The sequence below is a fragment of the Limnobaculum allomyrinae genome, assembly GCF_016649425.1.
GTDB lineage: Bacteria > Pseudomonadota > Gammaproteobacteria > Enterobacterales > Enterobacteriaceae > Limnobaculum > Limnobaculum allomyrinae.
On record NZ_JADRCR010000001.1, the window covers coordinates 55,138 to 68,605 of the forward strand.

13 protein-coding genes are annotated in these 13,468 nt (G+C 45.0%); 11 read left to right on the forward strand and 2 right to left on the reverse strand.

Features of this window, described 5'->3' with window-relative positions; all coding sequences use genetic code 11:
* The first annotated feature begins 166 nt into the window (after nucleotides 1–166).
* Nucleotides 167–2,755, forward strand: coding sequence for a type I DNA topoisomerase (gene topA / locus I2494_RS00255; RefSeq protein WP_218465942.1), 2,589 nt, complete (start codon nucleotides 167–169; stop codon nucleotides 2,753–2,755).
* Nucleotides 2,756–2,995: 240 nt separating this feature from the next.
* Nucleotides 2,996–3,970 carry an HTH-type transcriptional regulator CysB gene (cysB, locus tag I2494_RS00260; RefSeq protein WP_218465941.1) on the forward strand — a complete coding sequence of 325 codons (975 nt, stop codon included), beginning with the start codon at nucleotides 2,996–2,998 and terminating at the stop codon, nucleotides 3,968–3,970.
* Between the two features lie 69 nt (nucleotides 3,971–4,039).
* On the opposite strand, the gene ribA is transcribed toward cysB, so the two are convergent.
* Nucleotides 4,040–4,630 carry a GTP cyclohydrolase II gene (gene ribA, locus I2494_RS00265; RefSeq protein WP_218465940.1) on the reverse strand — a complete coding sequence of 197 codons (591 nt, stop codon included), beginning with the start codon at nucleotides 4,628–4,630 and terminating at the stop codon, nucleotides 4,040–4,042.
* 250 nt (nucleotides 4,631–4,880) lie between these two features.
* On the opposite strand from ribA, the gene pgpB reads away from it, so the two are divergent.
* From pgpB to htpX, 9 genes are all read left to right on the forward strand, one after another.
* The gene (gene pgpB / locus I2494_RS00270; protein WP_218465939.1) at nucleotides 4,881–5,636 is read left to right on the forward strand and encodes a phosphatidylglycerophosphatase B; all 756 of its coding nucleotides are present in this window, start codon (nucleotides 4,881–4,883) and stop codon (nucleotides 5,634–5,636) included.
* A gap of 200 nt (nucleotides 5,637–5,836) precedes the next feature.
* Nucleotides 5,837–6,157, forward strand: a complete 321-nt coding sequence (locus tag I2494_RS00275; protein ID WP_218465938.1) for a LapA family protein — start codon at nucleotides 5,837–5,839, stop codon at nucleotides 6,155–6,157.
* Between the two features lie 6 nt (nucleotides 6,158–6,163).
* Nucleotides 6,164–7,333 carry a lipopolysaccharide assembly protein LapB gene (gene lapB, locus I2494_RS00280; RefSeq protein ID WP_218465937.1) on the forward strand — a complete coding sequence of 390 codons (1,170 nt, stop codon included), beginning with the start codon at nucleotides 6,164–6,166 and terminating at the stop codon, nucleotides 7,331–7,333.
* 61 nt (nucleotides 7,334–7,394) lie between these two features.
* A complete protein-coding gene (pyrF, locus tag I2494_RS00285; protein ID WP_218465936.1) occupies nucleotides 7,395–8,096 on the forward strand; it encodes an orotidine-5'-phosphate decarboxylase in 702 nt (233 codons plus the stop codon).
* A gap of 16 nt (nucleotides 8,097–8,112) precedes the next feature.
* Nucleotides 8,113–8,439, forward strand: coding sequence for a stress response translation initiation inhibitor YciH (gene yciH / locus I2494_RS00290; RefSeq protein WP_218465935.1), 327 nt, complete (start codon nucleotides 8,113–8,115; stop codon nucleotides 8,437–8,439).
* A gap of 82 nt (nucleotides 8,440–8,521) precedes the next feature.
* Complete coding sequence (locus I2494_RS00295) at nucleotides 8,522–8,980, forward strand: GAF domain-containing protein (RefSeq protein ID WP_218465934.1); 459 nt, start codon at nucleotides 8,522–8,524, stop codon at nucleotides 8,978–8,980.
* 133 nt (nucleotides 8,981–9,113) lie between these two features.
* Nucleotides 9,114–9,809 carry an RNA chaperone ProQ gene (gene proQ, locus I2494_RS00300; RefSeq protein ID WP_218465933.1) on the forward strand — a complete coding sequence of 232 codons (696 nt, stop codon included), beginning with the start codon at nucleotides 9,114–9,116 and terminating at the stop codon, nucleotides 9,807–9,809.
* Nucleotides 9,810–9,828: 19 nt separating this feature from the next.
* A complete protein-coding gene (gene prc, locus I2494_RS00305; protein WP_218465932.1) occupies nucleotides 9,829–11,883 on the forward strand; it encodes a carboxy terminal-processing peptidase in 2,055 nt (684 codons plus the stop codon).
* Nucleotides 11,884–12,109: 226 nt separating this feature from the next.
* On the forward strand, nucleotides 12,110–12,982 hold the full coding sequence (gene htpX, locus I2494_RS00310; RefSeq protein WP_218465931.1) for a protease HtpX: 873 nt from the start codon (nucleotides 12,110–12,112) through the stop codon (nucleotides 12,980–12,982).
* Nucleotides 12,983–13,036: 54 nt separating this feature from the next.
* Here htpX and I2494_RS00315 read toward each other — a convergent pair whose 3' ends face one another.
* Nucleotides 13,037–13,420: a hypothetical protein gene (locus I2494_RS00315; RefSeq protein ID WP_218465930.1), complete on the reverse strand. Its 384-nt coding sequence runs from the start codon at nucleotides 13,418–13,420 to the stop codon at nucleotides 13,037–13,039.
* Nucleotides 13,421–13,468 lie beyond the last annotated feature (48 nt).

Consider the following 13,468-nt stretch of genomic DNA (forward strand, 5'->3'; position numbering starts at 1 on the left):
GGTGATGTTAACTGATTGTAAGTAATATCAATATCACCCGAAATTTAGCGTTGCAGGTTGAGATCCTGTATTTTCGCTACAATATAGAAGCCATGCTTTCTCATCATTTTGCTGAAATTGAAATGTTGAGTTTCATTTAGAAGGACTAATTTAGGTAAACAATATTATGGGTAAAGCGCTCGTCATTGTGGAGTCCCCGGCTAAGGCCAAAACGATTAATAAATATTTAGGAAATGACTACGTGGTTAAGTCCAGCGTCGGTCATATCCGGGATTTGCCAACGAGTGGTTCGGTAACTAAAAGCAGCCCTGCAACAAAAGGCACCAAAGTAAAAAAGGATGCTAAACAGGCGTTGGTTAACCGAATGGGAATCGATCCCTATCATGACTGGGCAGCACATTATGAAATTTTGCCTGGTAAAGAAAAAGTCGTTGCTGAACTGAAAGCGTTAGCTGAAAAAGCCGATACCATCTATCTCGCAACCGACCTTGACCGCGAAGGGGAAGCTATAGCGTGGCACCTGCGGGAAGTGATTGGTGGTGACGATAATCGCTATCGTCGGGTTGTGTTTAACGAGATTACCAAGAATGCGATTCGTCAGGCGTTTGAAGAGCCGGGCGAACTGAATATCGATCGGGTTAATGCCCAACAGGCGCGTCGTTTTATGGATCGCGTCGTAGGGTATATGGTCTCTCCGTTATTATGGAAAAAGATTGCCCGCGGTTTATCAGCTGGTCGGGTACAGTCAGTTGCTGTGCGTCTGGTGGTGGAACGTGAACGTGAAATCAAAGCCTTTGTTCCCGAAGAGTATTGGGAACTGCATGCTGATTTAAGTCATGGTAAAGATGTTCCTCTGCAAATGCAGGTGACTCATTTTAATGATAAAGCGTTCAAGCCGGTTACGCGTGATGAAACCCACGCAGCGGTAGCACTGCTGGAAAAAGCGCACTACGAAGTGTTGGAGCGCGAAGACAAACCAACCAGCAGTAAACCCAGTGCACCATTTATTACCTCTACGCTGCAACAGGCTGCCAGTACTCGCCTGGGCTTTGGGGTGAAGAAAACGATGATGATGGCTCAGCGTTTGTATGAAGCTGGTCATATCACTTATATGCGTACTGACTCAACCAACCTGAGTCAGGATGCGTTGGTAATGGTTCGTGGCTATATTACCGACAATTTTGGTGATAAATATTTGCCTGAACAGCCAAATCAGTACAGTAGTAAAGAGAATTCACAGGAAGCGCACGAAGCGATTCGACCTTCTGATGTGAATGTTCAGGCTGAACAATTAAAAGATATGGAATCAGATGCACAGCGTCTGTACCAATTGATTTGGCGTCAGTTTGTCTCTTGTCAGATGACTCCGGCAAAATATGACTCTACTACGTTAACGGTCAAAGCTGGTGACTTCCTGCTGAAAGCCAAAGGGCGTACGCTGCGTTTTGATGGCTGGACTAAAGTGCTGCCTGCATTACGTAAAAACGATGAGGATAAAACCTTACCGGTAATCGCAGTAGGTACTGCACTGAAGTTGGAACAGTTACTGCCGGGACAACATTTTACTAAACCACCGGCGCGCTTCAGCGAAGCCTCATTGGTTAAAGAGCTGGAAAAACGCGGTATTGGTCGCCCATCTACCTATGCGTCGATTATCTCGACTATTCAGGACAGGGGCTATGTCCATACGGAAAACCGTCGTTTCTATGCGGAAAAAATGGGTGAAATCGTTACCGATCGTCTTGAAGAGAACTTCCGTGATTTAATGGATTACGATTTTACCGCTCGTATGGAAAACGACCTGGACAGCGTGGCAACTAACAAAGCGTCCTGGAAAACGGTACTGAACAATTTCTTCAGCGAGTTTAATAACCAACTGGAGAAAGCCGAACAGGAGCCTGAAGAAGGCGGTATGCGCCCAAATCAGGTAGTGCTGACCTCTATCGATTGCCCAACCTGTAGTCGTAAAATGGGTATCCGTACCGCCAGTACCGGTGTGTTCTTGGGTTGTTCTGGTTATGCATTACCGCCGAAAGAGCGCTGTAAGCAGACTATTAACCTGATCCCTGAATCTGAAGTGCTGAACGTGCTTGAAGGGGATGATGCAGAAACTAACGCATTGCGTGCCCGTCATCGTTGTAAAAAATGTGGCACGGCAATGGACAGCTACTTGATCGATAATCAGCGTAAACTTCACGTTTGTGGTAATAACCCGGAATGTGATGGTTATGAGATTGAAGAGGGTGAGTTCCGCATTAAAGGTTACGACGGCCCAGTAATTGAATGTGAGAAATGTGGCTCCGAAATGCATCTGAAAGTAGGGCGTTTTGGTAAATACATGGGCTGTACCAATGCGGATTGTAAAAATACCCGTAAAATTTTACGCAACGGCGATATTGCACCGCCGAAAGAAGATCCGGTTCCATTACCGGAACTGCCTTGCGAAAAGTCAGATGCTTATTTTGTATTGCGTGACGGTGCAGCAGGTGTATTCCTGGCGGCCAACACCTTCCCGAAATCTCGTGAAACACGAGCACCAACGGTAGAAGAACTGCGTCGCTTTAAAGATCGTTTACCAGAGAAGCTAAGCTATCTGGCTGATGCACCGGTTGCCGATCCTGAAGGTAACAAAGCAATTGTTCGCTTTAGTCGTAAAACTAAACAACAATATGTGGCATCTGAAAAGAACGGCAAAGCCACCGGTTGGTCAGCGTTTTATACCGATGGCAAGTGGGCTGAAGCACCGAAAAAGTAATGAAAGTTGCTGATTAAGTAGAATATTACTTGATATATAACGCCCTGTGTGTCATTTAACAGCAGGGCGTTTTTCTTTTTATCTAATGACAGGTAAAACAGAGCAGATTTTCTGCGAGTGCCTTTAGTATCCGGATAAACCTTCAGTGGTGCGATGAGAGGGATGTTTTCACTGACTGGACAATGGAATATAACTTTTTATTTTCAGTATTGAGATACTTGCTAAGTGGTGGTGTAAAGCATGAAATTACAACAGCTTCGCTATATTGTTGAAGTGGTGAATCATAACCTTAACGTTTCTTCTACAGCCGAGCGCCTTTATACTTCGCAGCCCGGCATCAGCAAGCAAGTTCGAATGCTGGAAGATGAGCTGGGCATCCAGATTTTTACCCGCAGCGGTAAACATTTAACTGAAGTGACACCCGCCGGGCAGGAAGTAGTACGTATTGCCCGAGAAGTGTTATCCAAAATAGATGCCATTAAGTCGGTTGCCGGTGAACATACTTATCCCGATCAAGGGTCTCTGTATGTTGCCACTACCCATACTCAGGCGCGTTATGCGCTACCAAAATCAATTAAAACCTTTATTGAACGTTACCCGAAAGTTTCACTGCATATGCATCAAGGGTCGCCAACTCAAATCGCTGAAGCTGTATCAAAAGGTAATGCTGATTTTGCCATTGCTACAGAAGCGCTACACCTTTACGAAGATTTAGTGATGTTGCCGTGTTATCACTGGAATCGCGCGATTGTTGTGAAGTCCGATCATCCATTAGCCAGCAAGAAGCAAGTTAGTATCAAAGAATTGGCGGAATATCAGCTGGTGACTTATACCTTTGGCTTTACCGGGCGTTCTGAGTTAGATATTGCCTTTAGTCGGGCTGGGTTAACACCCAAAATTGTTTTCACCGCTACCGATGCGGATGTGATTAAAACCTATGTTCGTTTAGGGCTGGGGGTTGGTGTTCTGGCTAATATGGCGGTAGATCCTATTGAAGATCCTGATTTAGTGGCGTTGGATGCCAGCCATATTTTCTCTCACAGCACGACGAAAATAGGCTTTCGGCGTACTACGTTCCTGCGTAGCTATATGTACAGTTTCATTGAAGGCTTCGCACCGCATTTAACCCGTGATGTGGTTGATAAAGCAGTAGCGGCGAGAACTCAGGAAGAGATCGATGCGCTGTTTGAAAATATTGAGTTACCGGTGCGATAATCTCAGGTAGACAGAACGATAAAGCCCGCCAAATGGCGGGCTTTATATTTGTTTTTACTGCGGCGTAAATTATTTAGACAGTAGATGCCCCATTTTGGCGGCTTTAGTATCCAAATATTTTTCATTCTTAGGATTGCGCCCAACCTGTAGCGGTACTCGCTCAACGATATTAATACCGGCGTCGGACAGGATCTCAACTTTCTTTGGATTATTGGTTAGCAGGCGTACAGAACCAACATTCAGCAATTTGAACATATCAGCACACAGAGTAAAGTCGCGCTCGTCGGCGGCAAAGCCTAACTGATGGTTAGCTTCAACCGTGTCGGCACCTTTATCCTGAAGGGCGTAAGCGCGAATTTTATTTAATAGCCCAATATTACGACCTTCTTGACGGTGATAGAGCAGAATACCGCGACCTTCTTCAGCGATATGCTGTAATGCAGCCTCCAGTTGGAAACCACAATCACAGCGTAAGCTAAATAATGCATCGCCAGTCAAACATTCTGAATGAACCCGGGCTAAAACAGGTTTTGGATCGCTGATGTCACCAAATACCAGTGCTACATGGTCATGCCCTGTGGCAAGCTCTTCAAAACCGACCATTAGAAAATCGCCCCATGGTGTCGGTAGTTTGGCTTCTGCCACTCTTTTTAGCTGCATGATACTCTCCAATAACCTATTGCTACGTTATGAATCCTGTTATTTCGCGAAGACTCGGCGAAAATAAACAGTAATTCTAATGCTTATGACTTTATCAGTCGGATAAAGCGTATCAGTATAATCTAATCAAATGAATTTTGTTGCTGAATAGTTAAGAAAAAATCAGCCGGCTAAGGGCGGTATTTTTACTCTTTTAGCCATTTTTGTGGGATTATAGACCGCTGTTATTATATCAGAACTGAGACGTAATATGTTAAATAGGCTTGCAAAGCGAATATCTATTGGGGTTTTAGTCCTTTTAGTGATGCCGGTATTTGTTTGGTTTATTGACTGGACATGGACACCCAATGAAGACAATCCTATTCTTAAACCATTATTCTGGATGACAGAAACCGCCAGTTCTCCCTGGGGAGCCATTACCAGTGTGGTGCTGGCACTATGGTTTGTCTGGCGTTTGCGACTCGCATTTAAACCAGGTGCTTTGCTGATAGCTATACTGGCAGTGACAATTGTTGGTGGGCAGGGCATAAAATCAGCCATTAAAGAGACCATGGAAGAACCTCGTCCGTTTGTTCTCTGGATGGAGAATGAATATCAACTGGATGATAATGCGTTTTATGCATTGCCGCGCAAAGAACGGGCTCGCATTGTGGAGCAGCATCTTAAAGATGAAGAGAGAGTTCCACCCTGGCTGTCTAAGCACTGGGAACGAGAAACTGGCTACTCATTTCCATCAGGCCATACACTGTTCACGGCAACCTGGGCTCTGTTGGGAATAGGAATGCTGTGGCCACGCCGTCGTTATATAAGTGCTGTTATTCTGATGGCCTGGGCCGTTACCGTGGCAGGTAGCCGATTGTTGCTTGGAATGCACTGGCCGGAAGATTTAATTGTTTCTGTTTTACTCAGTGGTCTATTGGCTTATCTGGGCTGTCGAGTGGCCGAATTTTGGGTGTTTTCTCCCAGGCCGGTTGCCGTGAACATTACGGAAAAGTGCGAAGAATAGTGAATACAAAACGATACTATTCGCCAGGACTCTCCAGAGTCAGTAAGATTGTGTGATAGTATTATTAGGTTATGTCAGTGATAAACAGCTCACGGAAAGAAGAGAGATTTTCTATCTGTGAGTAGAAATGCTAAGTTATAGAACATTAATCAAGTATTCTTGGTATAATTCATCCGTTTATCTCCATTTTGGATAGCATTGTGAAATATTTAATAATTGGACTCATCGCCGTTGTTATTCTGGTTATCTCAGTAACATTAGGCGCACATAATGAACAGGTCGTTACGTTCAACTTCTTAATTGCCAAGGGTGATTATGCTCTGTCTACCCTGTTGGCGATATTATTCGGCGGTGGCTTTATTCTGGGCTGGTTGATCAGTGGCCTGTTTTATCTACGTTTACGTTTGCGTTTAGGTCGTGCCGAGCGTCAGATTAAACGTTTACAACAAGCTGCTACACCTTCTCCGTCACCGGTCAGCGAGCCTGCACCTGTGGCGTTGCCGCAACCCACAAAGGAATAAGGCTGTATGCTAGAACTGCTGTTTCTGTTGTTGCCCGTAGCCGCCGCGTACGGCTGGTATATGGGCCGAAGAGGCGTACAACAGGAGCGGCAGCAGGAAGCGAATAAACTGTCACGCGGTTATGTGGACGGGGTTAACTTTCTGCTTTCTAACCAACAAGATAAAGCCGTTGATCTCTTTGTTGATATGTTAAAAGAGGATGGCGGCGCTTTTGAAGCTCACCTGACCTTAGGTAACTTATTCCGTTCACGGGGTGAAGTTGACCGGGCTATCCGTATTCACCAGTCTTTGATTGAGAGTGCTTCCCTGACGTTTGAACAGCGTTTGCTGGTTACCCAGCAATTAGGCTGGGACTATATGGCGGCAGGCCTTTACGATCGCGCTGAACAGATGTTTATCCAGCTAATTGATGAAGCTGACTTCCGTGTTCCTGCGTTGAAGCAGTTGCTGATTATTTATCAGGCAACCAGCGATTGGCAGCAGGCGATTGAAATGGCTGAAAAATTGGTTAAAGCGGGAAAAGATGAGTTTCGACTTGAGATTGCCCATTTTTACTGTGAGTTAGCCTTACAGGCGATAGGCTCTGAAGATCTGGATAAAGCCATGGGGCTGCTGAAAAAGGCCGCTTCTGCAGATAAAAACTGCGCCCGGGTATCGATTATGTCCGGCCGTATCTGGATTGCCCGCGGTGATGATACCAAAGCGATTAATGAGCTCGAGCGAGTTATCGAGCAGGATAAAGATTTTGTCAGCGAAACTATCCCCATGCTGTATGAATGCTATCAACGGTTACAGCAACCTGAGCGTTGGATAGAGTACCTGAAGCGCTGTGTGGCAGAAAACACCGGTTCAGAGGCAGAATTAAGACTGGCGGATATGCTGGAGCAAACTGAAGGTCGGGATGTCGCTCAAACCTATATTAACCGTCAATTACAGCTTCATCCAACTACCCGTGGTTTCTATCGTCTGATGGATTACCAACTGGCGGAAGCAGAAGAAGGACGGGCGAAAGAGAGCCTGATCGTGTTACGCGAGATGGTTGGTGAACAAATTCGTATTCGCCCACGTTATCGTTGTGAAAAATGCGGGTTAACGGCTAATTCCCTCTACTGGCATTGCCCATCTTGTCGGGCATGGTCAACGGTGAAACCTATCCGTGGGTTAGATGGTCAATAAACAGATGATAGCCTGATAGCAGTCAGGTTTTTTTAGTAAAAATGCATTACAGGAAAACAGTATGTCGATGTCGACTTCACCCATAATTGTTGCACTGGATTACGATAATCAACGCTCAGCGCTTGAACTGGCCGATAAAATAGAACCTAAAGATTGCCGGCTGAAAATTGGTAAAGAGATGTTCTCTCTTTGTGGTCCTGAATTGGTACGTGAGTTACATCATCGTGGTTTTGATGTTTTTTTAGATCTGAAATTTCATGATATTCCTAATACGGTAGCGAAGAGCGTCGCGGCAGCAGCTGAATTGGGCGTCTGGATGGTTGATGTGCATGCCAGCGGCGGGGGGCGTATGTTAGAAGCGGCGAAGAAAGCACTTTTGCCTTATGGCGATTCTGCGCCTAAGCTAATTGCCGTAACAGTATTAACCAGTATGGATGAGAGCGATTTAAGAGGCATTGGTATTACCTCTTCGCTGGAAGAACATGCAGAAAGGTTGGCGCGTCTGGCGAAAGATAATGGCCTTGATGGTGTTGTGTGTTCAGCCCATGAAGCTCGTCATTTGAAATCACTGTTTGGGCCGGCATTCCAGTTAGTGACACCGGGTATTCGCCCTGTAGGTAGTGATATTGGCGATCAGCGCCGGGTAATGACGCCTCCACAGGCTCTGGATGCGGGTGTCGACTATATGGTTATTGGTCGTCCTATTACACAGTCGGCTAATCCGGCTCAGGCTTTGCAGAATATTCTGGCCAGTCTGGCCTAATCAATGTGGCACGATCATGACAGATAATAACAGTCGTTTAGTTTATTCTACTGATTCCGGCCGTATTAAACCGGAAGAGGTTAAAGTTGAACGCTCCAAAGGGGATGGTGTCGTCAGAATTCAACGGCAAACCAGTGGGCGTAAAGGAAAGGGTGTTTGTATTATCACCGGTTTGGATCTCGACGATACCGAATTGCAGAAACTGGCTGCCGAGCTAAAGAAAAAGTGCGGATGTGGCGGTGCGGTAAAGGATGGTCTGATTGAAATTCAAGGTGATAAACGCGATGAGTTAAAAGTGCTGCTAGAATATAAAGGATTCAAAGTTAAACTGGCGGGTGGTTAGTTTAACTACTGGATTTTTGGAATGATATCTCACTTTTTCAGTTAAATTTCTGTCAGTCTGTTTTATAGTTTATGTTGATAAAATGAATAAAAAAGCGTTTTATACCGAGTTGCACCGGGATCTGGCAGCACTGATTGCAGGGGAGCCGGATCTGATAGCGACATTTGCTAATACCAGTGCTTTATTATTTGAGCGACTGGAAGCCGTTAACTGGGCAGGTTTCTACCTGTTGCAAGATGATGTACTGGTTCTGGGACCTTTTCAGGGAAAGATTGCCTGTACACGTATCCCTGTTGGTAGGGGAGTTTGCGGTACGGCAGTTAAGGAAAATCAAATTCAACGTATTGATGACGTTCATCAATTTGAAGGACACATTGCCTGCGACAGTGCAAGCAATGCGGAGATAGTGCTTCCTGTTTATCAGAGAAATAACATTATCGCTGTTTTAGATATAGATAGTACAGTATTTGGTCGTTTTGATAGTGATGATCAACAGGGTTTGGAAAATATTGTTGCGTTGATTTCTCAACATATCAGCTAATATTTACAGACGGTTATCATCATTAGTTTAAACTTGAAGTGCGGATAACGTAGCTTTTACTAAAAGCGTGATTATAATGGCGCGTAATCTACGCCTGCGCTTTTGGGTGAGTTCGTTGTAATCAGGAAATTTCATGGAAAATCAACCTAAGTTGAACAGCAGTAAAGAAGTGATTGCCTATCTGGCAGAAAAATTCCCGCTTTGTTTTACCCTTGAGGGTGAAGCCCGGCCGCTGAAAATTGGAATCTTTCAGGATGTCGTAACCCGACTGCCTGAAGAGACCTTGTTCAGTAAAACACAACTACGTACTGCGTTACGCTTATACACCTCCAGTTGGCGTTATCTACACGGTCTGAAATTAAATGCTCAGCGTGTTGATTTAGACGGTGCGGATTGTGGGCTGCTGGAAGAACAGCACGTAGAGCATGCGCGTAAGCAACTGGAAGAGGCGAAAGCCCGAGTTCAGGCTCAGCGTGCGGCACAGCGTAAAGAATCAGGAGAGGCTCCGCAGGCTCGACGTCCTCGTCCTGCTGCTAAAAAAGCAGCATCGGATAATAGAGCGACTCAGCCATCGTCTCAGCCAAAAGCGAAAGCAAAACCTGCTCCGACACGTTCTATGGCTCCGGCGCCTGCAGTTAAAGTGGCTGAAAAATTCCGTCCTGCTTCTGCCGCCGATATTGCTGCACTTAAAACCGGGCAAAACGTTAAAGTACGTGCTGGTCAGAGCGCCATGGATGCAACAGTTCTCGAAATCGCTAAAGATGGTGTTCGGGTTCAACTCGCTTCAGGTTTAGCTATGCTGGTTCGAGCAGAGCATTTACAGTTTTAAGTTGGAGGTCAGCCAAAGCATGAGTAACTTAATCCGGTTAACGGCCATTGCAAGCTTATTTCTCGCAGGATTAAGTTATGCTAAGGAAACGACGATAACCCGTGTCGATCAACTGCCGGTCTTAAAACAAGAAGGGCAGCACGCCACGGTGAGTGAACGTGTAACATCGCGTTTTACGCGTTCACACTATCGTCAATTTGATCTCGATGATGCATTTTCAGAGAAGATTTTTAATCGTTATCTGAATGTTTTAGATTTTAGCCACAATGTTTTACTGGCTTCTGATATCGCTAAGTTTGCCGATAAAAAGACCAAACTGGATGACGAATTAAAGTCCGGACAGTTGGATACGGCTTACGATCTGTACAACTATGCACAGAAACGTCGTTTTGAGCGTTTAACCTATGCGTTAACGCTGTTGGATAAACCAATGACGTTTGATGGCGATGACGCTATTGAGGTCGATCGCAGTAAAGCACCGTGGCCAACCAGCGTAGAAGAGCTGGACAAGCTGTGGTACGAAAAAGTCAAATATGACGAGCTCAACCTGAAGCTTGCCGGTAAAGAGTGGCCAGAAATTAAAGATATTCTGACCAAACGTTACCAATCTGCTATTAAGCGTTTAAGCCAGGCGAAAAGTGAAGACGTTTTCCAGTCATTTATTAACGCGTTTGCCCGTGAAATTGATCCGCATACCAGCTATCTGTCCCCTCGAAATACCGAGCAATTTAATACGGAAATGAGCCTTTCTCTGGAAGGTATCGGCGCCGTGTTACAGATGGAAGATGACTATACGCAAATCAACTCACTGGTTGCCGGTGGGCCTGCTGCCAAGAGTAAATCCATCGCTGTTGGTGATAAAATTATTGGTGTAGGCCAACAAGATAAACCTATGGTTGATGTTATCGGCTGGCGACTGGATGATGTTGTTGCGTTAATCAAAGGGCCAAAAGGCAGTAAAGTTCGCCTTGAGATTTTACCTGCGGCCAAAGGGGCTAAATCGAAGACGGTGGTGCTGACGCGCGAACGAATCCGACTGGAAGACCGTGCAGTTAAGATGACCCTGAAAACCGTTGGCAAGAAGAAGGTAGGCGTACTGGATATTCCAGGTTTCTACGTTGGTCTGACGGAAGATGTTAAAACACAACTGCAGAAACTGACTAAGCAAAACGTTGATAGCATTATTATCGATTTGCGCACGAATGGTGGTGGGGCATTAACCGAAGCGGTTTCTCTGTCCGGGCTATTCATTCCGAGCGGTCCGGTAGTGCAGGTTCGTGATAATAACGGAAAAATTCGTGAAGACAGCGATACCGATGGCATTGTTTACTACAAAGGCCCATTGGTGGTATTAGTCGACCGCTTTAGTGCCTCTGCATCAGAAATTTTTGCTGCGGCAATGCAGGATTATGGTCGCGCTTTGATCGTTGGAGAGCCAACCTTTGGTAAAGGTACGGTACAACAACATCGTGCATTAAACCGTATTTATGATCAAATGTTACGTCCTGACTGGCCTGAATTAGGTTCAGTACAGTACACCATTCAAAAATTCTACCGCATTAACGGTGGCAGTACTCAGCGCAAAGGGGTAACGCCAGATATCATTATGCCTACGGGTATCGATCCGGTAGAAACAGGTGAAAGTTTTGAAGATAACGCATTACCGTGGGATAGCGTTGACAAAGCAACCTACTCTTTATTAGGTGATGAATCTCGCTATATTTCAATCCTGAAGAAAAACTATGATGAACGAATTGCTAAAGATCCCGAGTTCCAGTTCATCATGCAGGATATTGCCCGTTATAAGGCTAATAAAGATAAGCGCGCGACGATTTCACTAAACTATGCTAAACGTGAAAAAGAGAGCAGTGAAGATGATGCGATTCGTCTAAAACGTATCAACGATCGACTGGAACGTGAAGGCAAAAGTAAGTTGAAATCACTGGAAGATTTACCAAAAGATTATAAGGAAGCCGATCCTTATCTGGATGAGACTGTGCTGATTGCGATAGATTTAGCTGAGTTAGAAAAAAATGATGCTGCGCAAGCAACGGCAGCGGTAAAGAAAGACTAAATCGCAACATTTTAAAGACAATAAGTGAAAGGCGCTCTGTGGGCGCCTTTTTTATCAGCATCAAAAAGTACCAATGGCAGGCGAAATGTGATGTTAATCACCTGTAATTGTAAAGTTATGATCTAATTGTTATATGACTGTTGTTTACACTTGAATTTTGGATATTAGCCCATAAGATCTGTCAGGTAAGAACATTATTTTATTTCTCTGAGGAAACTATCATTTTATGATGCGTATAGCGTTATTTTTATTAACAAACCTCGCAGTTATGGTGGTTTTTGGCATAGTGCTGAGTTTAACCGGCATTCAGGGGCGCAGCGTTCAAGGGCTGATGATCATGGCTGGCCTGTTTGGCTTTGGTGGCGCATTCGTCTCTTTGCTAATGTCAAAGTGGATGGCGCTCCGTTCCGTTGGTGGGCAAGTTATTGAACAACCCGGGAATGAAGTTGAGCGTTGGTTAGTTGAAACTGTCAGACGCCAGTCGCAGCAGGCGGGTATTGCAATGCCACAGGTTGCCATTTATCAGGCACCTGATATTAACGCATTTGCAACGGGTGCCAGACGAAATGCATCTTTGGTTGCTGTGAGCACGGGATTATTACAAAACATGAGCCGTGATGAAGCAGAAGCGGTTTTGGCTCATGAGATCAGCCATGTTGCTAACGGTGATATGGTGACGATGACCCTGATTCAGGGGGTAGTAAACACCTTCGTTATTTTTGCTTCACGTCTGATTGCTCAGGTAGCTGCTGGCTTTATGAATCGCGATAACGAAAGTTCATCGGGTAACACCATGGTCTATTTTATCGTGTCTATGGTGCTGGAACTGGTATTTGGCATTTTGGCCAGCATTATTACGATGTGGTTCTCTCGCCATCGTGAATTTAAGGCCGATGCCGGTTCCGCTAATCTGGTTGGTCGTGAAAAGATGATAGCCGCTCTGCAACGACTGAAAACCAGCTATGAGCCACAGGAAGAGTCTACAATGATGGCATTTTGCATTAACGGTAAGTCCAAAACATTTAGTGAACTGTTTTTGTCTCATCCTCCGTTAGACAAGCGTATTGAAGCATTACGTGCAGGAACCTACCTGAAGTAATAATACGTGAAATGCTTAGCATAAATCAGGGAGCCATATGGCTCCCTGATTTTGTTAATCTTCGAACAGATAGACATCGTCATCCCGAAATTCTAGCTTCGGATGACGCACATCATTCAGTATTAAGCGATGAGCTCCCTTACTTTGATAACCAGCAAACAGAATCAGAGAATCCGCTGGTTTTCCCGAAATAGGGACATTTTTTACGGTAATTTGCGAATCAGGTAACATGGTTACTGGCCATACTATTAAATTATCAGGATTGTCTTTTAGCAGCTGTTGTTTCTGCTCGAACCACTGGCTGGCGCTAAGAGTTTCAATCTTTTGTACCAACTTATCGCTGCGTACAGCAACAAAATCTACATTCAGTGATTTACCATCATTCGCCTTGTCCGTCACGTTAAGTTGAGCTGAACTCATGTCGACATGAGATGGCATAAAAGAACAGGCCGATAACGTCAAACTAATACTGGCTAAGATTATCCC

Coding starts and splice junctions, on each gene's coding strand:
- topA (WP_218465942.1), top strand. CDS start 167: ATGGGTAAAGCGCTCGTCATTGTGGAGTCCCCGGCTAAGGCCAAAACG.
- cysB (WP_218465941.1), top strand. CDS start 2,996: ATGAAATTACAACAGCTTCGCTATATTGTTGAAGTGGTGAATCATAAC.
- ribA (WP_218465940.1), bottom strand. CDS start 4,630: ATGCAGCTAAAAAGAGTGGCAGAAGCCAAACTACCGACACCATGGGGC.
- pgpB (WP_218465939.1), top strand. CDS start 4,881: ATGTTAAATAGGCTTGCAAAGCGAATATCTATTGGGGTTTTAGTCCTT.
- lapB (WP_218465937.1), top strand. CDS start 6,164: ATGCTAGAACTGCTGTTTCTGTTGTTGCCCGTAGCCGCCGCGTACGGC.
- pyrF (WP_218465936.1), top strand. CDS start 7,395: ATGTCGATGTCGACTTCACCCATAATTGTTGCACTGGATTACGATAAT.
- yciH (WP_218465935.1), top strand. CDS start 8,113: ATGACAGATAATAACAGTCGTTTAGTTTATTCTACTGATTCCGGCCGT.
- I2494_RS00295 (WP_218465934.1), top strand. CDS start 8,522: ATGAATAAAAAAGCGTTTTATACCGAGTTGCACCGGGATCTGGCAGCA.
- proQ (WP_218465933.1), top strand. CDS start 9,114: ATGGAAAATCAACCTAAGTTGAACAGCAGTAAAGAAGTGATTGCCTAT.
- prc (WP_218465932.1), top strand. CDS start 9,829: ATGAGTAACTTAATCCGGTTAACGGCCATTGCAAGCTTATTTCTCGCA.
- htpX (WP_218465931.1), top strand. CDS start 12,110: ATGATGCGTATAGCGTTATTTTTATTAACAAACCTCGCAGTTATGGTG.
- I2494_RS00315 (WP_218465930.1), bottom strand. CDS start 13,420: ATGCCATCTCATGTCGACATGAGTTCAGCTCAACTTAACGTGACGGAC.